This is a genomic window from Streptomyces sp. NPDC031100, assembly GCF_055570785.1.
Genome location: NZ_JBVIGN010000010.1, coordinates 352,772 through 373,335 on the forward strand (window position 1 = coordinate 352,772; position 20,564 = coordinate 373,335).

Sequence of the window (20,564 nt, forward strand, 5' to 3'; positions counted from 1 at the left end):
GCGCCCGCAGAAAGGGCTTCTTCCAGGAAGCCTCAGCTTGTATGGGCAGGCCGGCTAGCACCAAGGACGTGAAGTCTGCGGCTGGGCCTCGTTGTCAAAGGCCTGCGGGCGCGAGGATTTCGATGCCTGTGGGGCTCCCCCTGGACAACCCCGCCGGACCCATAACTTCACGGCCTTGGGTCTAGCCCGCAGAAAAGGGCCGTCAGCGGTCGGCCCACCGCGCGGCCAGCTCCGTCCGGTTCGCGTACCCGAGCTTGCCCAGGATGCTGCGCACATGGCTCTCCACCGTCCGCTCGGAGATCACCAGATCACAGGCGATCTGCCGGTTCGTACACGCCCGCGCCACGAACGCGGCGATCTCCCGCTCGCGCGGCGTCAGCGGGTCACCGTCCGCCCGCGGCGCCGCGACTTCCCCGACCAGCCGCGCCGCGGCGGCGGATACCCCGGGCTGGCCCAGCTCACCGGCGATCGCCAGCGCCTCCCCGGCCAGCCCGGCCGCCTCGCCCAGACCACCCCGCTCCCGCACCACACCGGCCAGGTCCAGACACGTCAGCGCCACATACGGCCGCGCACCCAGCGCCCGGTTGCGCACCAGCGCCTCGCGCAGCAGCTCCTCGGCCTCCACCGCACGCCCCGCCACCCGCGCGAGCCGGCCCAGATCACGGCTCGGGTTCCCCGAGAAGTACGCCGTCGGCGTGCCGAGCGCCCCTGGATACGGCCGGAACACCGCCAGCTGCTCGTACGCGAGCCCTGCGGCCTCCCCATCCCCGAACGCCTCGATCAACTCGACCAGATGCAGCAGCACCGCCGGCCATGACGCCGTCGTCATCGGCACCGGCACCTGCGCCCGCAGCCGCTCGTACAACCCCCGCGCCTCGTCCAGCCGCCCCATCAGGAACAGCTGCCGCGCCCGCACCGACAGCACCAGCGGAGTCTTCGGCGCCCGCTCCAGGTCCCGCCCCATCCGCTCCGGCAGCTCCGCCGCGTCCCCCCGCACCAGCGCCAGGTGCTGGCGCAGCACATGGCCCATCCCGATCGCCGTGTGGTCCCCGCCGGCCCGCGCCACCTCCGTGGCCTCCTCGTTGCAGGCCCGCGCGGCCTCGAACCGCCCCTCCTGCAGCGCCCGCGCCGCACCTACCCGCAGCAGGTGCCAGCGCGCCAACGGCAGCCCGCAGCGCTCCACGATCGCCTCGATGCCATGGACCGCGTCGTCCACGACCTCCACCCGCCCCAGCAGATAACCGGCCTGCACCCGCCACACCTCCGCCAGCACCCCGGCCAGCGGATCGCCCAGCCGCTCGGCCCGCACCACGGACAGCTCGCCCAGCCGCAGCCGCTCGGCGCTGTCGTCCGGATGCACCAGCAGCGTCTCCAGCGCCCGGGCCGCCTCCAGCCCGGCCCGCGGATCACCGCAGGCCTCGGCCAGCTCGTGGGCGGCCCGGGCATGCTCCGCCGCCGCTTCGAACCGGCCCAGATCCGCCGAGGCCGTGGCGTGCTGCGCGAGCAGCCGCGCCCGCACCCCGTCCGCCAGCCCCGGGGCCGCCAACGCCGCCCCGCACAGCCGGACGATCGCCTGCGAGGCGTGCGGAAAACTCACCCCCTGCATCACCAGCGCCGCCTCGGCCAGCACCTCCCCCCGCCCGCTCGCCTGCGCCACCGCGGCCGCCTCCGTACAGTGCCGCAGACTCGCGTCGTAGCGTCCCGACAGGTGCTCGGCCCGGGCCAGCTCGATCAGCACGTCGGCCCGCTCCGCATCGGCCGGTTCAAGCACGGCCACCGCCTCGGCCAGATACCGGGCCGCGTCGGCGTACGCGTACCGCTGCCGGGCCTGCTCCGCGGCGACCCGCGACCAGCGCGCCGCCGCGGCCCGGTGACCGGGCTCCGCGCCCGACCGCCGCCAGTGCGCCGCGATCCGGGCCGCCTGCGCCCGGTCCCCCGCCCGCTCCAGCGCCCGCGCGGCCGCCCCGTGCAGCCCCCGGGCGGCGGCCGGCGAGATCCGGCCGAGCACCTCGTCCCGTACGAGATCGTGCGCGAACCGGTACGAGCGCCCGGCGCCACCGGTCCGTACGGCCGTCAGCACCCCCGAGTGCCAGGCCGCCGCCAGCGCCCGCGCGACCAGGGCCTCGTCCGACTCAGGCAGAACCGCGGCGAGCTGCGCGGCGTCCAGCTGCTCGCCGAGCACCGCGGCCGCCCCTACGACCTCCCGCTGCCCGTCGGTCAGCCCGGCCAGCAGCCCGCTCACGACGGTCCCGATGTCACCCGCGTGCGCCCGCAGCGCCGCGACCAGCAACGGCAGCCCGCCCGTACGCCGGTACGACTCCGCCGCGTCCGGCTCCCCGACGTAACTGGCGACCTCCGCCAGCGTGAACGGCGCCAGCTGCAGCGTGCCTGCCCCGTACCGGCCCAGCTCCGCCAGCGCGCCCGCGGTCTCCTCCGGCACCGGCTCCCGTACCGTGCCGAGCACGAACAGCCTGCACTCGGCCACCTCACCGGTCACCTGCCGCAGCAGATCCAGGCTCGCGGCATCCGCCCAGTGCAGGTCCTCCAGCAGCACCACCAGCCCGCCGCCGGCGGAGACGGCCAACGCCTCGCTCATCGCAGCCAGTTCGAGGAACCGGGCCGCGGTCGCCGCCGCCGGCTCCAGAGCACTCCACCGCCCATCGGACCGCGCAGCCACCCCCGGGGTGACACCGGCCCGGCGCAGCGCCCGCTGCCACGGCCACAGCGGCGGAGCCGCCCCGTCCCTGGGGCAGTGGCCCCGTACGACGGCCAGGCCCGCCGGATCCGCGTGGCGGCGCAGCGCCTCGGCCGCCAGCGTGCTCTTGCCGATGCCCGCCGGTCCCGCCAGTAACACCACCGATCCCGCGCCGCGCGCCGCGGCGGCCATCCGTTCCCCCAGGACCGCGAGCTCGGCCCCCCGCCCGACGAAGTCGCTTCCCACCCCGGCAGTATCCCGGTTCCGAGAGCCCGCGGAGGGTGCGTACCGGATCTCAGTGGCAGTACTGATGTGCCGCACGACCTGCCCGGGCCACCCTTGCGGCATCGCGTCCACGACACGGTCGCGTCCACCACACACCGGAAGGTGACTTCTCATGAGCGCTGCTGTCCGACGAACCGCCTACGGCCTGGGTGCGGCCGCCTCTGTCCTGCTCGCCGCCACCGTCCTCAGCCCCAGCGCCGCCGATGCCGCGGCCACCAGCTCCATCACGTCCACCGTCAAGTCGAAGTACTTCACCGGCGGGTACACCACGATCACCTGCCCGTCCGGCTACGTGGCCACCGGCGGCGGCGTCGGGGCCGACAGCACCCGGATGTACGTCGTCCTCACCGAGCCGACGCGCAACTCCGCTGGCCGGCCGAACGGGTGGAAGGGCTGGCTGCAGAGGACGGACGGCGGCTACGGCAGCGGCACCATCTACGTCGTCTGCACCCGCTGACACCCGGCCGGGCGAGGGCAGGGCGGGCGGCACCACGACACGGGGCGCGGTGCCGCCCGCCACTCCCGCACCCTGCTTCAGGCGGCTTGACACGCTCGCCCCACACCTAACTACACGGCATTGCGGCTAGCACCTGCCGAAGCCGGGGCACGTCGACGTTCCCGCGGTTCAACGCGTCGTACACGGCGCCGTGCCCGCGCCGGTGCTCGGCCACCAGCGTCAGGTCCACCGGCGCCGTTACCCGCCCGTCCGCACGCAGCAACGCGTCCACCAGCTCGAACAGCTCGTCCCCGCGCGCGGTCAGGCAGTCGAAAAGGTCGTCCCGGAGGCGTGATGTTTCCGCAATCGCATCCCACGGGACATGCCGTTCCCCATACTCATGGCTACGGCCTTCGGCTGATCAAGTACCTCTGTGACGGAGCACATGATCAGACGAAGGCCGCGTTCGCGTCAGCTGAACCGCAGAGCGATGCGTAAGTTCGAAGCCCCTTTCGAGCGAGCTGCCACCGCTGCCCTCACGCAGAGGCAGCCAGCTGCCTACTCGTCCTCAGTGAAATGCCGGATGACGGTGTCCGGGCCCGGCGACATGAGGGTTTCGTGCCCGTCTTCAAAGCGCACTCGGTAGGGAGGCGTGCCTTCCGGCCCCAGCACTTCGATGACCTCGGCCGACCGATCGTGCTGGCCCACGGTCCTGCCGTGGACAAGGAGCCTGTCGCCTACGCTGGCCTGCATCCCATCACCTCTCTCCAGACGTCGTGAGCTTGACTCATACCCCGCAGGCTGTCCTCACCAGCGCAAGCACCCGGATGTTCCGGCCTATTGGTGAACCGCGACGGCGGACTGGACCCCCACGCGTTCAGAAACAAGAGGTTAAAGAACAAGCTCCCGCCTCGTTCACCTTCCTCTTGCCCGCCATCAGGCTCGCCCTCCCGTCGTCCGCGTCCGGCCAGCGGCCGGGCGCCGGCCCCCGGCCGTGGAGGGATCCGGCCCCCCGGACCCGATGATCTCCCCCACCACTGACAACCAACTCGGGTCATAGGGAAGAGAAGAGGGTTGTGACGATCCGGCGCGGGCCCTAAAACCGTGGTGACAAGGGGAAATGCGCGGTGCGCGGGTGCCGGGCACGGAAGTGGCTTCGGCAGTGGGGACGCAAGCGCCGGCGGTGGGAGCTCACCGGGGCTTGCCCACCGCTGCGCGCAGGCCGCGGACGGCGCGGGCCGGGCGGTGGTGTCGCGGCGGTGGGCGGGGCTCCATCGTGCCGGGCGGGCGTGGCGGGAAGGGGTGGCGGGGGTCGGTGCGGGCGCAGGTGTGGGCACTGGGTCCTCGTTCCTCCCGGCTGGGGCCGGGATGGGGTGGCTGTTCGTCCGTCCCGTGCGCACCTGACGCGTGCGGGACGGACGGCCAGCCTGCGGGGTCACCCCTTGCCCGCGATCTACTCATCCCGGCTCGCGGTGTCCGTTTTGGCCCTCGACCACCCCTTGACCGGACGGTTGGTCCGTGGCCGATGCCACACCGCCCAGCGCCGGTTCAGCGGGCGGGCCAGGTGCTGGACGGCGACGGCACCCGGTGCGCACCGGTGCGATGAGTCGTGCAGGATGCAGCGCGCTCCCCACTGGGTGGTGCGCATCGGATGTCGTTCACCCTGTGGTCGGTGCGCATCGAGGTGCGGTGGCCGGCTATCACGGGCGCGCTCCCGGTGCGGGCCCGGTGCCGGGCTGCTGGCGCTGCTGCTCGTGCTCCTGGCGATGCGGGTCGGCTGGGCCGCTGGCGGCCGGGGGCTCCTGGTCCTCGATGGCGCGGCGGCGTGCCTCGGCCTCACGGGTGAAGGCGGCGAGCCGGTCCAGGTTCTCCGGCGTGTGCATCCACGTCGCCGGGTCGGTCGTACGGCCCTCCAGGTACTCCTCGGGCATCGCGCCCTGCTGATGGACGTGGACGGCGCCGGACCGCTGCGCCGGGGTGAGCACGGCGTCCCGGCCCGGGTGGTCGACGGCGTGCGGCGTGGCCGCCGCCTGGTCGTGGTTGTGGTCGTCGGCGCGCGCGGTGGCTGACACGGTCGCGGCCGGGGCGTCGTCCCGCGCGGCGGCGGGCGTAGTGCGGGCGGCGCGGATCGCGTTCTGCAGGGCGAGGCTGGCGACCCGGGCCCGCTCGTACCGGGTCGATGCCCGCGGCGGCTTGCCGTCGGTGCCGGCGATCCACCAGCGGTCGGGCCAGGTGAAGTCGGCGGTGTAGCTGAGCTGGTCCGCCGCTGGGGTGCGGCGCCCTTCCTGAGGCACGGTGAGCTGGCGGGAGTGGCGGGACGGGGCCCCGTCGGCGATGTCGTCGTCCAGGCCGGTGCTCGACGCCTTCGACGAACCCCTCGCCGTCCGCGCCCGTCGGACTCCCCCACCAGGCCCCGGTGCGCCGCCTGCTCAAACGGCCCTTCATCCGCGAGGACGCCTTCGCGCTGTGGCCCTTCCACCTCCACGGCCTCATCCGCTCCACCATCCGCAGCGTCGACGACCAGACCGATGACCACTGGACAGCGGGCGACTGGAAGCAGGCCGCCCAGCGCGCGTTCACCGCGCTCGGCGAGCAGTGGAGTGCCGGCTCTCTGCCCGACCGCGCCCTGCTCGTCGGCTGTCTGCGCCAGGGCCTGCGCCTCTCCAGAGACCACAGCCTCGACCTGGACTGGCTCACCGAGGCCGCCTGGTCCCACACCGCCGACTTCGTCTGCTCCGCCTCGGCCAGGACCTCGTGCAGCGGGGCGGGGTAGGCGTGGAACTCGTCGGAGTCGGCGAGCAGATGCCAGCCCGTCCCGGCGCGCTCGCGCAGGGCGTCCCGCAGCTGGGGGTTGGTGTGCTCGTGCCACGGCCCGCAGCTCACCGCGGCCGGGACGATCCCGAGCTCGCGGCAGGCGGCCTGCACTTGGTGGCGCCGCTCCGGCTCGACGTGCTCGGGGAAGTGGAAGGCCAGGTGGAACCGCTCGATACCCACGGCCTGGTAGTGGTGCACCCAGGCTGTCAGCAGGGCGGGCTCGACGGGGCCGACGACGGCGATCAGCGGGGGCAGGGCGGGCACGGTTGCGGCTCCTTCAGCTCGGTGAGGAAGGCGGTCTGCTCGGCGGCCGTCGGCACGTCCAGTGCGGCGACCGTGGTCGCGGCGGGCCTGGGCAGCGGGGACCAGGCCAGGTCACTCAGGAGGTCGGCCAGGGCGGCGCCGTCGCCCGGCGGGAAGAGGCGGACCCAGTCCTGCCCAGCAAGGGCCTTGGTCAGGTGCGGGTCGTGGTCGGAGACGATCAGCGGGACACCCATCCGGGCGGCGTCGATGACCAGCCCGGATTCCTTGCCCAACCACCCGGGCAGACGTGCTGGACAGCCACCTCGAGGCGGTGTTCACGAAGGAGAGGGCCGACGGCCGCTTCCCCGACCCGTCCAAGCATCAGCTGTGGGAATCCATGACCCGCGACTTCCTCAACCTGCGCACCTACAGCCACAAGGACCTGAACCACTGGATGGAGAAGCAGACCCACCTGGCAGTGGGCCTGACCATGATGGCCGCCGCCGAACTCGGCGTCGAGGCCACGCCGCTCGAGGGATTCGACCCCACCAGCGTCGACAATGCATTCAAGATCCGCGAGACCGGACACAGCACAACGCTGCTGCTGACCCTCGGCTACCCCGCCCCCGACAAGCAGTACACCAGCCCGATCTCACGATTCGACGCCGACCAGCTGTTCACCTACGCCTGAACACCACTCGGAAACCAAAACCCACAACACATACGAGGAAGTGGAAATCTCCATGAGAGCCATTGTGGTAACCGACCAGGCCGCGGGAACGGCCGGGATGACGCTGACGGAGCGGCCTGAGCCGGCCGCAGCGATCAACGACGTCATCGTTCAGATTCATGCATCGGGCTTCGTCCCGACTGAGATGGAGTGGCCATCGACCTGGACCGATCGCGCCGGCCGTGACAAGACACCGTCGGTCCCCGGCCACGAGCTGGCCGGAGTGGTCACCGCCCTCGGCTACGGCACGACGGGGCTGTCGGTCGGGCAGCGGGTGTTCGGCCTCGCCGACTGGCACCGCGACGGCACTCTGGCGGAGTACGTGGCGATCGAAGCACGTAACCTCGCACCGCTGCCCGGCGACGTCGACTTCACGGTAGGCGCGTCCCTGCCCATCTCAGGTCTGACCGCGTGGCAGGGGCTGTTCCAGCACGGCCGCCTTCAGGCCGGCCAGACCGTCCTCGCCCATGGCGCGGCCGGGGCAGTCGGGACGATGGTGACCCAGCTCGCACGTGAGGCCGGCGCTTACGTCATCGGCACCGGACGCGCCTCCGACCGTGCGAAGGCACTTGATTTCGGCGCGCATGAGTTCGTCGACCTCGAGAGGGACGCGCTGAAAGACGTGGGCGGCGTCGATCTGGTCTTCGATGTCATCGGTGGCGACGTTCAGAAGCGGTCCGCCGCCCTGATCAGGGCCGGAGGAACGCTGGTGTCCATCGTCGGCCCGGTCGAGGCCCGGCCCGCTGACGGACTGGCGGTGGACTTCGTTGTCGAGGCCGACCGTGCCGAACTGGGTGAGATCGTGCAGCGGGTGCGGGACGGACGGCTACGGACAAACATCGGTGACATCGCGAGCCTCGACGATGCCGTCGATGCCTTCAACCCGACCACGCGACGCAGCGGGAAGACAGTCATCCGCGTACGCCCGTAGGGAGTGACAGCCACAGCCCGGCCGACGGGGTCGAACAGCGGGTCACGCGGCTCGTCGAGGCAAGCACCGTCGGGTCTGCTGTACGAACGGGTGCACTCACTCGCCGGAACCGAGGCTGCGGTGGCCGAGGCGGCGCAGGTCGGCTCAACGCCGCGCCTTGCGCCCCTTCACCGGAGGTCGCGAGGCGCGAGGATGCAGGTTCGCCGTCGCGTCAGCGAGGCGAGCCAGGTCCGCGAGGTCGCCAGTCCGATTCCCCCGACGGTGTCGTCAGCGTCCTCCGACCGTGACGACACGGTCTTGTGGGAGGTTCAAAGATGGTTTCTCAGGCATCGGCGTTCAACGCGAACGAGGCACAGTCCCGGTCGCCCCCTGGACATCAAGGAATCCGAGACCCGGCAGCCCTGTTGCCCCCTCCCCTGGTCTTGGTGGTGAGTGGCGGGTGGGTGGTGGGGTGCGGTGCGGGCGAGGTCGGGTACCTGGTGACGCTCCCGGGCCGCGAGCCCCCTCTCCCGGCCGTGCGGCCCCGGCCGAGAGGCCTGGGCCGCTGGCGGTGCGGCCTGCGGCAGGTGTCCGGCCCGGGGGCGGTTCTGGCGGGTTCAGGAGGTGGGGGCGACGAGCATGTGCTCGGTTCCGAGGTGGTTGGTGCCGGTGTCGGTGTACATGGTGGTTTCGCCGTCGGACCAGCGGATGAGGAGGTCGTCGGTGCGGTTGTTGCCGGTGTAGTCGCCGGTGGTCATGGCCGCGTCGTGGGTCCAGGTCTTGTTGGGGTTCAGGATGCGCTGCTCGGTGCCGAGGCCCGATGTGGTGGTGCCGACGTAGTTGTCGAGTTCGCCGTCGGTCCAGCGGACCATGAGGTCCCACTTCTGGTTGCCGGAGAACTCACCGGCGGTCAGGAGTGTGGCGTCCTTCCATGTGTCGTTCTTCGGCTTCAGTTGGTGTTCCTGGCCGAAGGTGCCGGCGCTGACGTTGGTGTAGAGGGTCAGCTCGCCGTCGATCCAGCGGACGACCAGGTCGGTGGCGTACTGGGAGGCGGCGAAGCGGCCGGCGGCGATCTGAGTGGCGTTCTTCCAGAGGTCGTTGGGTTTGATCATCTGGGTGCCGGCCCAGTTCAGTCCCTTGGTGCCGACGTCGCCGTACAGTGTCACCTCTCCGTCGGACCAGCGGACCAGCAGGTCGAACCGGTTGGACCCGGTGAAGTCACCTGCGGTGATGGTCCTGGCGTTCGTCCAGGTGTCGTTCTTGGGCAACAGTTGCCGTTCGGGGGCGTAGCCGCCGTGTCCGGTGCCGGGGTAGAGGGTGACCTCGCCGTCGGTCCAGACCACGATCATGTCGCTGTGGCCGGTCTGGCGGAAGTCACCCGAGGCCAGCAGCTTGGCGTGCTGCCAGGTGGAGGCCGAGCCGGGCAGCCAGGGGTCCCCGGACGGCGGGTACGGCGGTTTCTGGTCATCCACGATCCGGTGGGCGCCGGCGTCGGCGAACAGGTCCTGGGCGTCCTTGCCAGCTGTTCCTCTCGTAGCGCGGGTCTATGTAGAGCTGGGACACCGGGAACACGCCGTCCGGCTGCTCGGCGGCGGGCTTGCCGATGCGGTATCGCGGCACGAAGATGCGGTGGGTGGCTGACTTCAGGCCTAGGCCACAGTGTCCGGCGGTCAGGACGATGTCCTTGGCGGCCGTGTGCACGACGCTGCCCGTGCAGTACGTCTTCTTGCCGCCGAGCTGCCGGCCGTCGTAGAAGAACGTGCCGATCATCGGGTGGCCGAGGAAGTGCTCGGGGGTGGGGGTGCCCGACGGCGGCGGCCGGTGCGTGACGGCGCTTCCTGCGGCGATGCCGTGCTTCGAGGCGGCCGGAGCGGGGTCCGGCGGGGCATCGACCGGGACCGCGTTGGCCATGCGCTCCGCCGTCCAGTACTTCTCCTCCTCGCTCAGACTCGGTCCGTCCGAGGGGGAGGGGAACGTGGTCGGCTCGGCAGACCGCGAGGGGGATGGCTCTGCGGGCTGCGTCGAGGGGGCCGAGGGGGTGGCGGAGTCGGTCGGGTCGACGGCCCCCGCGTCCGTCGACGGCGCCGATGCCGATGCCGATGCCGATGCCGAGGGCAGTGTCGGCGGGACCTGACGTCCGGTGCCGGGAGTCTCCGGTGATGCGGAGGCTGTCGGTGGGGTGGAGAGCGCTGGTGACGGATCGCCCGTGGCGGCCGATGTTGTCCCGGCTCCGAGAACGCCTACGCCCAGTCCCAGCACAAGGGCTGGAATCCATCTGTGTCTGGAACGCAAGAAGATGCCTTTCCGTCTTGGAGAGGGCCGAACAGCGAGCGGGCCCTGAACTGACCAGAATCCGCACATATGTTCAATCAAGTGGCGATAGTGTACTACTGAGTAACAACTGGCATGTCGTCAAATAAGAGGACAGGGTGTAGCGATGGACCGACTCCGCAAGACCGCGTGGGCGGCACTCCCCCTCCTGCTCCCCTTCCTGGCAGCCGAGCCAGCCTCGGCCGCGCCGCCCGGACCCTCGCTCCCGTTCGGAAGTGTCCGCTCGGTGCATCCCGGCGACACACTGACGGTCAACACCGCGGCCAGCGATGTCACTTACCTCGCAACCATCAACTCCCCCGCGTTCGTTGCGGCAGGGAAGCTGCGCATGATGCATCCGGTGCTGACCACCACCGTCACCATCGCCTGCGACGCCCGGCCTGGCACCTACCCGGTGACGCAGCGCGGCGCCGGAGACGTGGGCCCGGACGAGCATCCGTTCCGATGGGCACGGGTGCGCGTGGAACCCGCCGACGAGGCGGCACGCCGCGCCTGCCGGAACAAGGTCAGGAAACTGCCTCCGCCCAGGCTGGAGGAACGCTGGGCTCCGGACAGAACGTGGCCCCAGTCGGAATGGGACGTGCGAACCTTCCGGGCCGGCAGCCGCATCACGATCACGGACAACGACGACGAGGGAGCGGACGGAGATATCACCCTCACCTCCCGCGCCTTCACCGACCGCCCCGTCCTGCGCGGCGCCAAAGCCGTCCTGACCGCCACCACCACCCTGACCTGCGACTCCGCACCCGGCATCTACGTCGTCTACCGGCACGACGTCGACCAGACCGGCGCCGACAAACCCTGGGCCCGACTGCGCATCGCCCCCGCCGCCCCCGGAAAGAAGTGCCTGGCACAGCACTCAACCGGGTCGTCCCGCACTGCCACGCTGGCCTGGGCCGCCGTCGGCGTACTCCTCACCGCCGCAGCCGGCACCGCACTCCTTCGGCGGGCCCGCTCCCGCCGCACGACCTCCGCCTGAGCACGCATCACCACTCGTCGCCCAGCCTGAAGCAGCCGCGCCGACGCGGGCGTAGAACTGGGGCCGCGGCGAGGCGGCGGCTCTCGCCCGGGAAGGCGTGGACGCCTCGGTGTCGCCTGACGGTTTCTTCGCCTTCGCCCGCGCCCGCCTTGTGACCACGTCCGACTATCCGGCGGCGGCACGGGACTACGCGCTGCTGCGCACCTTGTATCACTCGGCGCCTCGGGTGAGTGAGGCCGTTCGCCTCGACAGGTGCGATGTCCATCCCGACCTCGGCCCCTCAAGCAAGCTCCACGTGCAGTTCGGCAAGGCGGCCCATGCATCGGGCCCGCGCCCGAAGTGGGCGCCTATGCTCGACGGACTGGACCCGCAGCGGCGGCGGTGTGCCGTCGTCATCCTCTGGGCGTGGGGATGCACGTGCGAGGGCGTTGATGCTCCTATTGCTGGTCAAGCAGTTTGGAGCCAGTTGCGGTAGGCGTGGGCGAGGTCGTCGAGTCGGCGGGTTCCGCGTTCGATGTCGGAGATTCTGGTCGGCCAGACGCCGAGGTGTCGTGCGGCGGCGGTGAGGGTGGTGTTCTTGGACAGCCGCAGGGGACGCAGGTCGGCGATGACGGGAACGTTGACCGTGGTGGTCAGACATCCCTACCTTCTTTCATGGGTCGCCCCGGGCCAGTCGTAGCGTTCTGGAACCCAGGAGCGCTGGGTGTGGCTTTCAGGCATCTGCCGACCGTGTGGCTTCGCCCGATTGGCCGCCCGGCGCTCCGCGACGACTCGGCCGCTGATGGAGAATTGCGATCGCATCGCTGCGTAGGGATGAGCCGGCGAGGTCGTCTGTGGGAACACATCGGACGAGCCGTTGGGAGGCGGCGGTGCAACAAGCGTGGGCCGGGGTGGACATCGGCAAGGGCCACCACCATGTGGTCGTGATCGACCAGGAGGGACAGCGCCTGCTGTCCCGGCGCGTGGCCAACGACGAGAGCGAACTGCTGGCCGTGATGGTCCAGGTGCTCGACCTCGCTGATGAAGTGACCTGGGTCGTGGACATCAGCACCGGAGGAGCCGTGCTCCTGCCGGCCCTGCTGCTGACGCACGGGCAACGCGTGCTCTACATCTCCAGCACCATGGTCAACCGGGCCGCCGGCGGCTACCGGGGCGAAGGCAAGACCGACGCCCGGGACGCAGCGGAGTTCATTGCCTGCACCGGAGGGGACATGGACGCCTTCGGCAGCACGGGACGGCTTGCCGGAGTCGCCGGTCTCGCGCCGGTCCCACGGGACTCAGGCCGGATCAGCGGAAACATGCGCCGACCACATCGCTACCACCGCCGGCTCCTGCGCGTCTTCTACCTCTCGGCCCAGATCGCCGCGCGCTTCTGCCCTACGTCGAAGACGTTCTACGCCCGCAAGAGAAACGAGGGCAAGAGTCACAAGCAGGCGATCCTCGCACTCGCTCGCCGTCGGCTCGACGTCCTATGGGCTCTCATCCGGGATCAACGGCACTGGACCCCCGAGCCGCCCCAGCCGGGTTGACAAGGACGATTGGGAATCAGTCACATGATAGCGGCCGGTGTCCCTTCGCAGCGAAGGCCGAGCATTCTCACCAAAGGTTGGGCGGAGAGGCTTCTTCTCACGAAGGTTGAGAGCGTGCCATCGCGGCCTGCGCCGCGGGCCGGTAGCCTGCTCGCTGACCTGCGAGCGCCTGCAGGGGGCCGGAGACTATCGGAACCGGTTCTGGCGGTAGGGCTCAGCGCTCTCTGGAGGGGTCGGTGCAGCCCGCGCACGGCGCCGGAATCCCGCACCGGCCGGTCAACGCCCGCACTAAGAGGCCGCGCAGATAGGCGCGGTGGTGGGCCTCGACAGCAAAGCAGGCACAGGTCTTGATGATTATGGAGTTGCGACGCTCTGTGAATGATCACCAGGAGACCCGTGCCTGTGCTGCCGTCGTGGCTGTAGGCACCCTCGTTCCAGTGGAGTCCAGGCTGTCAGGCTTGCCCATCGCTTGAGGCGCATCCCGGACAAGTCATCGTGAGGTGCGATGCGCAAGTTCGGAGTCGAATACCGCAATTCCTGCCCGATGTCGGGCAGAAATGTGGACGCCCCGTGGCTCCCGACCTAGGGTGATGGCTCATGATCACCCCAGACGCAATGGGCGCTTTCGCCCTTATGGTGGGACTTCTCACGCTTACTCCCGGGCTGGATACCGCCCTCATCCTGCGCACCGCGGCGCTCGGGCACCGACGTCGCGCCTGGGGTGTGGTCCTCGGCATCCAGAGCGGCACGCTGGTCTGGGGCGTGCTCACCTCGCTCGGTGTGACTGCACTGCTGACCGCGTCTCACCTCGCCTACGAGGCTCTTCGCTGGGCCGGCGCCGCATACCTGGTGTGGATGGGCGGCAGACTGCTGTGGGCCACCCGGCACCACTCATCGAGCCAGAGCCCGCCGACATCGGGGGCCCGGGCCGAGGGCAGGACCAGGACAGGCGCCGACGACACCCTGCTCGCCGGCTGGCGGCAAGGGTTCGTGACCAATCTCCTCAACCCGAAGATGGGCGCCTTCTATGTGGCGGTGCTCCCGCAGTTCATTCCCGCCGGCGCCTCGCACCTCGCTTCAGGCGTGCTCCTGGCTGGTGTGCACATCCTCCTGGCTCTCACCTGGGCCTGCGCGCTGATCGTCTTCGCGCACGTGCTCCGAGACCGCTTGCAACGGCCCTCGGCTCGCCGCTCCCTGGACCGCATCACCGGCTCGGTCATCGCCGCCTTCGGCATCCGGCTCGCACTCGGACAGTAAGCCACCGGTCGACGCAACCGCAGGCGATCCGACAGCCACCGAACGGGCACCTGCGCCACCTGAAGCGAAAGGGCATCTGCATGGGCTCGCTCCTCACCAGCGCCGAGGCGGTGGTCTTCGACTGCGATGGCCTGTTGGTCAACACCGAAGCATGCTGGGCCGTTGCGGAAACGGCCATCTTCGCCGCGCACGGCCATCCCTTCGGCCCCGAACAGAAAACCCTGGTCATCGGCCGCACCGTGGAGGACGCTGGAGAGGCCATGGCCGAATACCTCGGACGCCAGGACGCTGGCGCCGAACTCGCCGCCGAACTCCTCGAAAGGGTCCGCGAGGAGCTTTCCCGGGGCGCCGCAGCCCTCCCCGGGGCAGCGGAACTGGTGCGCGGCTGCCGGGCAGCCGTACCCATCGCCGTAGCCAGCAATAGCCCCCGGGAACTGCTGGACGCGGCACTGTGGTCGGCCGGCCTCGCCGACTACTTCACCCACACGTTCGCCGACGACGAAGTGTGCTCCCCCCCCCCAAGCCTGCACCAGAGCTCTACCTCACGGCATGCGAGACACTCGGTGTGCCCCCGAAGCGTTCCGTCGTGTTCGAGGACTCGGCCACGGGCATTGCCTCGGCGCGTGCTGCCGGACTCTACGTCGCGGTCGTACCGTCCCTTTCAGGGGCCGACCTCGACCACGACTGGCTGGGCGCCAGCCTGATCGTCGGCCTCGTCCTCGACCAGATCGCCGTGGACGGCGCCATCACCAAGGCCCCCGGCGGCGGTGAAGCGGCCGGACGCTCACCGGTCGACTGGGGCAAGCAGGGCGTGAAGCGTTCAGGCATGACCGACGGCTACGGCATCCCCATCGGCCGTGTGCTGGCCAGCGCCAACTGCCACTCGCCGCTCCTGGCTCCAACACCGGATCTGTTGCCCGAACTTGGACCACTGCCCGACGAGATCACCGTGCACCTCGACGCCGGCTACGACGCGGCCAAGTCACGCGCCCTGCTCGGCGAGCGGGGGCTGCACGGCCGGATCGCCCACAAGGGGACCAACGCACCAGTCCAGGCAACCCAGCGGTGGCACGTCGAGCGCACTCATGCCTGGCAGAACGCCTTCCACCGGCTCGCACGCTGCTACGAACGGCGGATCAGCGTCATCGAAGTCTCCTTCGTCCTGACCGACACGATCATCACCGTCCGCAGTCTCATCCGCCGTGCCTGGACCACTCACCGATGGGATACACGCCCCCGCCGCCGACCATGACCGACCACTTATCTGCGCGACCTCTAAGATGCGCGGATGAGCGAACTGGCGCCAGCCGGACGGCGCACTCTGTACCAGCGTGGGTCCCTGCGCAGCGCGCTGCTGGACACCTCCGTGCTGGCCACGGACATCATCGCGGCCACCCGGCGGCCGGCCCCGTCGTCGTTCGTCGCCGGGGCGCGGGCCGGAACGGTGCGGTGCCTGATGCCGGTCCACGCGTGGGAGGAGGTGCCCCGGGTACTGGCCGACCGGCACCGCGAGAGCGGCCGGTTCGACCTGGGACGGGCACTGGCGCTGTGGCCGTCCCGGTACGCGCCCGTCCTGTACGTCGTGGACACCGCCGGCCTGCCGATGACCCCGCAGGCTGAGGTTCTCGCCGGGCGGGACGCCTCTGATGTGCCGATGCTGCTGCTGGCCGGGGTGATCGCCCCGGTGGTTACCATCGGGACCGACGCGGACCTGGTCGACAGCGGGCTCGCGGTGAGCGACTGGATCGCCCTGTGCGCGGCCCTGGGGGACGTGGGGGTGGCGGAAGGCCGGATGGCCGACCTGGAGCGGCAGGCGAGTGTCTTGGCGAACCTGACCCGGCCACCTGGTTAGAGCGGCGGTGGAGCAGTTCAGCGAACCGAAGCGGTTGACGGCCGCGGCGGTGCTGGGACGGCGGCCGGGGCACTGTACTGGCGGCAGCGGAAGCGCCCGCGAGTCCCCTCACAGCGGCAGCCGGTGCTGCCCGTGGTGCTGGAGCACGTCTCGACGCGGATGGCCGCACTCACCGAGCGGCGCACCCGCGGTGAAGACCGGTGGCGGCAGGCGGAGCTGGGGACGCCTGGGGACACGCTGCTGCACCGGGTCGCCCGGACACTGGTCAGGTCCCGGGAGCCCCTGACCCGCACGGCGATCGTGGAGCGCCTGAGCAAGGCCGTCCCCGGTGCCGGGCACACCGGGCGGATGGCCGCCGTCCTGGATGTGCTGGCCGCCCACGCGATGTTCGTGGACGCCAAGGGTCGGGGGCACTGGCAGGTCGGCCGCCTCGACGGCCGGTAACGGGAGAGGGCTGAGCCTTACCGCTGAAACCGGTTCGTTGCGATAATTCCCGGACCCCCTGCCCCTCACCTGCACCGTGTCGTTACTCAACCTTCGATGAGAATCGCTCAACTTTCGATGCGACAGGTCAGCCGGTGCCGTGGGTGCCGTTCACGGCCACCTTCACAGAATCGAACAATGACCGAGTTTCCGCCGGACCCACCACGCCTCCGCGCGATTCTGGGCCACCTCGAGCACCGGCTCGCCGACCACGCGGCCGTCGGGACCTACCGACGACTCCAGCGCATCGCCGTCCAGCAGACGCTCGCCGCGGCCGAGCAGCAGACGCGCGGCAGGCGCCAGCTCCCCCATCCCAGTAGCCGGCGCTCGAGGGACCCGCACAGCAGGCAGACGGATACAAGGTGGAGCAGGAGCTCCGCGAGGGCCATCAGCTCGGGGCCGCCATCCACCTCGCCGACACGCCGCCCTTCCGCGCCTGCGAGTACTGCCGACCCGAAACCAAGCCGGGGATCCTGGACTAGGCACTGCGCAACCCCATGCCCTATCCTGTCCCGCTGCGGCTGCAGACTCAGACAGAGCTGTCCAGGCGCTGGAGGCGGCCGACTCTGCATGCCGGGGCTTCACCCGAAGCGGACACCGACGCCAGGACGGCTTCCCTGTGGACAGATTCCGCGTGTCTGGGCGGGCGGGTACGCCTTTGCTGGGTGAAGCTGAAGGCGTGAGCATCAGTAGCGAGCGCCCCGTAAGTGCTGAGCAGATCTACGCAGCGCTGGCCGCTCTTGCGGCTGAGCCGGCTGCAGATCCGGACAAGCAACCCGCGGGACCACAGGAGGAAGACCGCCTGCGCCTGCTGGGCAGTCTGCTGGCGAAAACGGAGCTCGAGATCACCGCCGCAACCCGTCTGACCGACGAGGAGGAGGAGATCGAGGACGTCCTTGAGACATTGCTCGGCTGGGGAGAACAGCTAGGAGCGGAGCCCGGCCTCGCGGTCAACGTCCTGACCAACAGGCTGCAGCGCACCGCACTGCAGGTCTCCGAACCCGAAGCAGAAGAACTGCCACCCGGCCGGGAGGCCGCCTTCGCCGCCGTCATGACAGCGGTGTACGCACTCAGCGCCCAACTGCACGCCGAGCGCGGCGACGCGGACGGAACCCGACACGCTCTGAGCGGGGCGGAAGAAGCCCTCATCGATATCCTGCAAGGCATGCATGACCTGCGCGTCGCCATCGGCGACGCGCCCGGACAGGAAGACGAAGCCGATGGGCAGGAGGACGAAGCCGATGACTGACCCGCTCGGCACCTGACCCGCAAGAGCCTCTCACGACGGGAGCCAGCACGGCGCCGAGATAACTGCGAGCGAAGCGCCCAAGCGTGCGGTCGGGTCCGAGAGTATGGCCCTCGTCCGGGCGAAGAAGGCACAGGAAGGGCAGTCGGGCGCAGCAGAGCTGGCGCAGACGCTCGCGACGTCGGCGATGCTCGCGCTGGCGCTGATCGTCTCCGATCGTGTGCTGGCTGTTGTTTTCTGCATGTACACGCTCAGGTTGCACGCCCCTGCACGCGATCTCCGAGGCGCTGGCGCCCCCCGTGTGGGGGATGTGCTCCGGGCTTGAGCGACGAGACGCTGCCTGCGCGTCCGCGGGTGCGGCGGCCGCCGGCGGAGGTAGATCTGGCGGTCGGCGGCTCGCTCGAACGGGCCATGCCAGGCGGCCGACGGCAGGAGCGTGTGTCGGCTGGCTCCGGCGCCCCGTGTCGACGGCCCGCACCGCGTGGACGGGGCCGCCGGTCGCGGTGTGACCGGGTGCCTCCTGGTACAGAAGGAGGGTCCTCATATGGCAAGAATCGGTCGCCTCGTGGTCTGCGCCGTCGCGTTCTCGTCGCTTGTCCTCGCGACCGCCGACGTTGGGCACGCGGGTACGGCGGCCGGCCATCGCATCGGCCTCGCCCCGGCGCCGAAGACCATGGAGAACGATGCGCTCACCTTCAGTGCGGGGACGTGGGTGGATCTGCAGCGTGTGACGGGGGCGGACCCTGGCGTCGACGTGGACACGCGGGGCAATGGCCGCGTCTTCGTCGATTTCCCCTGGGGAAGGATCATGACGCCCACGCTCCCCAACATCGTGGCACGCTCGCTCGACCGCGGTGACACCTTCCGGACCCTGTTCGACGAGAGTTGTCCGACCAGCAACTCACAGCCGCACTGCGGCGATCCGGGCTTCGGCAACAGCGCGCTTGCGCTCTCCCCTGGCAATGACAATGTCTACCTGTCCGGAATCGTGCCCGGATTCGGCTCCCTGACGGCGTCCGCGTCCTCCGACGCCGGCGACACCTGGCCAAACTTCAACCCGGTGACGTCGCCGGGCGGCGCGGATCGGCCCTGGTTGCTCGCCCCGGGCGGCCAGAGGGCGTACCTCGAGTGGGCCAACCTGGCGCTGGCGAACCTGGGGCAGCCGAGCACGCAGTACGCGACCACGCAGGACGGCGGGGCCTCGTGGAACGTCGATCCGATTCCCAAGTACGCCGCGGGCGGTGCGACACGATTGGTGATGGACCGGTCCGCCCAGAGCCCTGCGCACGGTGCCATCTATCAAGTCTTCGACGAAGTAGGCCAGCTGGGGAACCCGACTCCGACGGTCGGCATCGCCGTTTCCACGGATGCCACCAAGACCTTCCGGACCCACGACGTCGGGGGCGACCTGGCGTGCGGCGGCTGCCAGGGGAGGCCGTACCACGGATTCTCTCTGCCGTGGGTGACCACCGATACCGGCGGAAATCTCTATGCCGTCTGGGGGACGGACAGCGGTTCCGACGCCGTCATGAGTACGTCGAACATCTCCGACCCGGCCAATGATCCGACGAAAGGCGGCAACCCCGGCAGCAGGTGGAGTACGCCCGTCCGCGTGTCGACGGGGGCCGCGGAAACCGCTGTCGTCAGCAACGTCGTGGCCGGCTCGCCGGGCAACGTCGCCATCGTCTATTACGGGACCAACGGCTCCGGGATCCCCGACACTCAGCCGGCCGACGTCGCGTGGCACGCGTTCGTCGCGCACTCCGCCAACGCCCTCAGCTCAAGCCCGGACTTCACCCAATCGGTCATCGACCATCGCGTGGTTCACACGGGCCCGTTCTGCACCGATGGATCGGGGGCACTCTGTTCGGGCGGCCATGACCGCGGCCTGCGCAACTGGATGAGGGTGGGCATGGATCCCGACGGCCGTCTGTACACCGCGTACAGCGATGACAACAACGACGGCAACCGGACCGGGATCCGCTTCGCGAAACAGCTCACCGGTCCGAGTCTGGTGGCCGGGAACCCCCCGTTCAGCGACCCGGTGCCGTCGAGCCCGATGGCCGATCCCTCCGGCGACGCCACGTGGCCCAATCGCATCGCGGGCGGCACCAACCTGCCCGGGGCCGACCTCACCGGCGTCGCATTGGACAGGACCGGTGCGAACATCCGTTTCACGCTGTCGGTCGGCGATGCGACGCGATTCGAAGAGGCGGTCAACGCGGTCCCCTCGGTCGGCCGACTGCTCTTCATCGTACGGTTCGAAACGGCGGGCCAAGACTATTTCGCGGCGTACGAATACTCGAAAGGCGGAGCAACCCGCGCCTATAGCGGACGCATCAAAGCCGGCGACGGCGTCGAGGGCGGAAACTTCCCGAACGCGATTGCTTTTGTCCGCCACGATCAGGCCGATGACGCAACGGCGACGGTCAGAGGTAACACCATCACGATCACGCAGCAGCTATCGGCCCTCGACAACCCCCGAAACCTCCTCAGCGTCGTCGGGGCGGCCCTGATCGGCCCGTCCGAGCCAACCGAGAACCGGTCCAAATTGCTGAACCCCATTGACGCGACACGGGCCTTCGATCACAAGCTGTGATCACCGCTGAGGACGTACGGCGCATGCCGCCCCAGAGGCACCGATCACCCGCTCAAGATCGCGCTCTATCCCTTTCGATCGTATCTCTCAACCTCCGCACCTCGCCGCCGCTGACATCTGACCAGACGCCAGACACGGAACCGCCTCCGACGTCAACTCCCGAAGGACTTTCGGT

18 protein-coding genes and 6 pseudogenes are annotated in these 20,564 nt (G+C 70.1%); 16 read left to right on the forward strand and 8 right to left on the reverse strand.

Annotated features, from left to right (window positions below):
- Positions 1-202: 202 nt before the first annotated feature.
- A complete protein-coding gene (locus tag ACZ5DS_RS28175; RefSeq protein WP_468243687.1) occupies positions 203-2,941 on the reverse strand; it encodes a helix-turn-helix transcriptional regulator in 2,739 nt (912 codons plus the stop codon).
- A 151-nt stretch (positions 2,942-3,092) separates the two neighbouring features.
- On the opposite strand from ACZ5DS_RS28175, the gene ACZ5DS_RS28180 reads away from it, so the two are divergent.
- Positions 3,093-3,437, forward strand: coding sequence for a hypothetical protein (locus tag ACZ5DS_RS28180; protein ID WP_468243689.1), 345 nt, complete (start codon positions 3,093-3,095; stop codon positions 3,435-3,437).
- A gap of 115 nt (positions 3,438-3,552) precedes the next feature.
- Here the strand turns inward: ACZ5DS_RS28180 and ACZ5DS_RS28185 are convergent.
- The 3 genes and pseudogenes from ACZ5DS_RS28185 to ACZ5DS_RS28195 all read right to left on the reverse strand — a co-directional run.
- Positions 3,553-3,783, reverse strand: a pseudogene (locus tag ACZ5DS_RS28185) (transposase); the annotation flags it as partial.
- A 191-nt stretch (positions 3,784-3,974) separates the two neighbouring features.
- On the reverse strand, positions 3,975-4,169 hold the full coding sequence (locus ACZ5DS_RS28190; protein WP_468243692.1) for a DUF1918 domain-containing protein: 195 nt from the start codon (positions 4,167-4,169) through the stop codon (positions 3,975-3,977).
- Positions 4,170-5,116: 947 nt separating this feature from the next.
- Complete coding sequence (locus tag ACZ5DS_RS28195; protein WP_468243694.1) at positions 5,117-5,710, reverse strand: hypothetical protein; 594 nt, start codon at positions 5,708-5,710, stop codon at positions 5,117-5,119.
- A 122-nt stretch (positions 5,711-5,832) separates the two neighbouring features.
- Between ACZ5DS_RS28195 and ACZ5DS_RS28200 the strand changes: the two genes are divergently transcribed.
- On the forward strand, positions 5,833-6,189 hold the full coding sequence (locus ACZ5DS_RS28200) for a hypothetical protein (RefSeq protein WP_468243697.1): 357 nt from the start codon (positions 5,833-5,835) through the stop codon (positions 6,187-6,189).
- Positions 6,190-6,472: 283 nt separating this feature from the next.
- Here ACZ5DS_RS28200 and ACZ5DS_RS28205 read toward each other — a convergent pair whose 3' ends face one another.
- Positions 6,473-6,766, reverse strand: a complete 294-nt coding sequence (locus ACZ5DS_RS28205) for a hypothetical protein (protein WP_468243700.1) — start codon at positions 6,764-6,766, stop codon at positions 6,473-6,475.
- 14 nt (positions 6,767-6,780) lie between these two features.
- Between ACZ5DS_RS28205 and ACZ5DS_RS28210 the strand changes: the two genes are divergently transcribed.
- A complete protein-coding gene (locus ACZ5DS_RS28210; RefSeq protein WP_468243702.1) occupies positions 6,781-7,164 on the forward strand; it encodes a nitroreductase family protein in 384 nt (127 codons plus the stop codon).
- Between the two features lie 52 nt (positions 7,165-7,216).
- Complete coding sequence (locus tag ACZ5DS_RS28215; protein ID WP_468243705.1) at positions 7,217-8,134, forward strand: NADP-dependent oxidoreductase; 918 nt, start codon at positions 7,217-7,219, stop codon at positions 8,132-8,134.
- A gap of 596 nt (positions 8,135-8,730) precedes the next feature.
- On the opposite strand, the gene ACZ5DS_RS28220 is transcribed toward ACZ5DS_RS28215, so the two are convergent.
- Complete coding sequence (locus ACZ5DS_RS28220; protein WP_468243707.1) at positions 8,731-9,585, reverse strand: hypothetical protein; 855 nt, start codon at positions 9,583-9,585, stop codon at positions 8,731-8,733.
- On the reverse strand, positions 9,578-10,024 hold the full coding sequence (locus ACZ5DS_RS28225) for a trypsin-like serine protease (RefSeq protein WP_468243710.1): 447 nt from the start codon (positions 10,022-10,024) through the stop codon (positions 9,578-9,580). The genes ACZ5DS_RS28220 and ACZ5DS_RS28225 overlap by 8 nt, the downstream gene beginning before the upstream one ends.
- On the opposite strand from ACZ5DS_RS28225, the gene ACZ5DS_RS28230 reads away from it, so the two are divergent.
- From ACZ5DS_RS28230 to ACZ5DS_RS28275, 10 genes and pseudogenes are all read left to right on the forward strand, one after another.
- Complete coding sequence (locus tag ACZ5DS_RS28230) at positions 10,023-10,247, forward strand: hypothetical protein (protein ID WP_468243712.1); 225 nt, start codon at positions 10,023-10,025, stop codon at positions 10,245-10,247. The two genes, ACZ5DS_RS28225 and ACZ5DS_RS28230, sit on opposite strands and share 2 nt — an antisense overlap.
- Before the next feature lie 303 nt (positions 10,248-10,550).
- Complete coding sequence (locus ACZ5DS_RS28235; RefSeq protein WP_468243714.1) at positions 10,551-11,423, forward strand: hypothetical protein; 873 nt, start codon at positions 10,551-10,553, stop codon at positions 11,421-11,423.
- An 890-nt stretch (positions 11,424-12,313) separates the two neighbouring features.
- Positions 12,314-12,595: pseudogene (locus tag ACZ5DS_RS28240) on the forward strand (IS110 family transposase); the annotation flags it as partial.
- Between the two features lie 9 nt (positions 12,596-12,604).
- A pseudogene (locus ACZ5DS_RS28245) lies at positions 12,605-12,952 on the forward strand (transposase); the annotation flags it as partial.
- A 597-nt stretch (positions 12,953-13,549) separates the two neighbouring features.
- Entirely contained in the window at positions 13,550-14,209 is a 660-nt protein-coding gene (locus tag ACZ5DS_RS28250; protein WP_468243717.1) for a LysE family translocator, read from the forward strand.
- Between the two features lie 80 nt (positions 14,210-14,289).
- A pseudogene (locus tag ACZ5DS_RS28255) lies at positions 14,290-14,661 on the forward strand (HAD family hydrolase); the annotation flags it as partial.
- A gap of 53 nt (positions 14,662-14,714) precedes the next feature.
- Positions 14,715-14,801, forward strand: a pseudogene (locus ACZ5DS_RS28260) (hypothetical protein); the annotation flags it as partial.
- Between the two features lie 108 nt (positions 14,802-14,909).
- Positions 14,910-15,461: pseudogene (locus ACZ5DS_RS28265) on the forward strand (transposase); the annotation flags it as partial.
- Positions 15,462-15,497: 36 nt separating this feature from the next.
- Positions 15,498-16,061, forward strand: coding sequence for a PIN domain-containing protein (locus ACZ5DS_RS28270; protein ID WP_468243719.1), 564 nt, complete (start codon positions 15,498-15,500; stop codon positions 16,059-16,061).
- A gap of 123 nt (positions 16,062-16,184) precedes the next feature.
- Positions 16,185-16,505 carry a hypothetical protein gene (locus ACZ5DS_RS28275; protein WP_468243722.1) on the forward strand — a complete coding sequence of 107 codons (321 nt, stop codon included), beginning with the start codon at positions 16,185-16,187 and terminating at the stop codon, positions 16,503-16,505.
- Between the two features lie 162 nt (positions 16,506-16,667).
- Here the strand turns inward: ACZ5DS_RS28275 and ACZ5DS_RS28280 are convergent, their stop codons facing one another.
- Positions 16,668-16,856, reverse strand: coding sequence for a hypothetical protein (locus ACZ5DS_RS28280; protein ID WP_468243724.1), 189 nt, complete (start codon positions 16,854-16,856; stop codon positions 16,668-16,670).
- 367 nt (positions 16,857-17,223) lie between these two features.
- Here ACZ5DS_RS28280 and ACZ5DS_RS28285 point away from each other — a divergent pair, with 367 nt between their 5' ends.
- The gene (locus ACZ5DS_RS28285) at positions 17,224-17,793 is read left to right on the forward strand and encodes a hypothetical protein (protein ID WP_468243726.1); all 570 of its coding nucleotides are present in this window, start codon (positions 17,224-17,226) and stop codon (positions 17,791-17,793) included.
- A gap of 541 nt (positions 17,794-18,334) precedes the next feature.
- The gene (locus ACZ5DS_RS28290; protein WP_468243729.1) at positions 18,335-20,389 is read left to right on the forward strand and encodes a hypothetical protein; all 2,055 of its coding nucleotides are present in this window, start codon (positions 18,335-18,337) and stop codon (positions 20,387-20,389) included.
- Positions 20,390-20,564 lie beyond the last annotated feature (175 nt).

Coding starts and splice junctions, on each gene's coding strand:
- ACZ5DS_RS28180 (WP_468243689.1), top strand. CDS start 3,093: ATGAGCGCTGCTGTCCGACGAACCGCCTACGGCCTGGGTGCGGCCGCC.
- ACZ5DS_RS28190 (WP_468243692.1), bottom strand. CDS start 4,169: ATGCAGGCCAGCGTAGGCGACAGGCTCCTTGTCCACGGCAGGACCGTG.
- ACZ5DS_RS28215 (WP_468243705.1), top strand. CDS start 7,217: ATGAGAGCCATTGTGGTAACCGACCAGGCCGCGGGAACGGCCGGGATG.
- ACZ5DS_RS28230 (WP_468243712.1), top strand. CDS start 10,023: ATGCGCTCCGCCGTCCAGTACTTCTCCTCCTCGCTCAGACTCGGTCCG.
- ACZ5DS_RS28225 (WP_468243710.1), bottom strand. CDS start 10,024: ATGGCCAACGCGGTCCCGGTCGATGCCCCGCCGGACCCCGCTCCGGCC.
- ACZ5DS_RS28235 (WP_468243714.1), top strand. CDS start 10,551: ATGGACCGACTCCGCAAGACCGCGTGGGCGGCACTCCCCCTCCTGCTC.
- ACZ5DS_RS28250 (WP_468243717.1), top strand. CDS start 13,550: ATGATCACCCCAGACGCAATGGGCGCTTTCGCCCTTATGGTGGGACTT.
- ACZ5DS_RS28270 (WP_468243719.1), top strand. CDS start 15,498: ATGAGCGAACTGGCGCCAGCCGGACGGCGCACTCTGTACCAGCGTGGG.
- ACZ5DS_RS28280 (WP_468243724.1), bottom strand. CDS start 16,856: ATGGGGGAGCTGGCGCCTGCCGCGCGTCTGCTGCTCGGCCGCGGCGAG.
- ACZ5DS_RS28290 (WP_468243729.1), top strand. CDS start 18,335: ATGGCAAGAATCGGTCGCCTCGTGGTCTGCGCCGTCGCGTTCTCGTCG.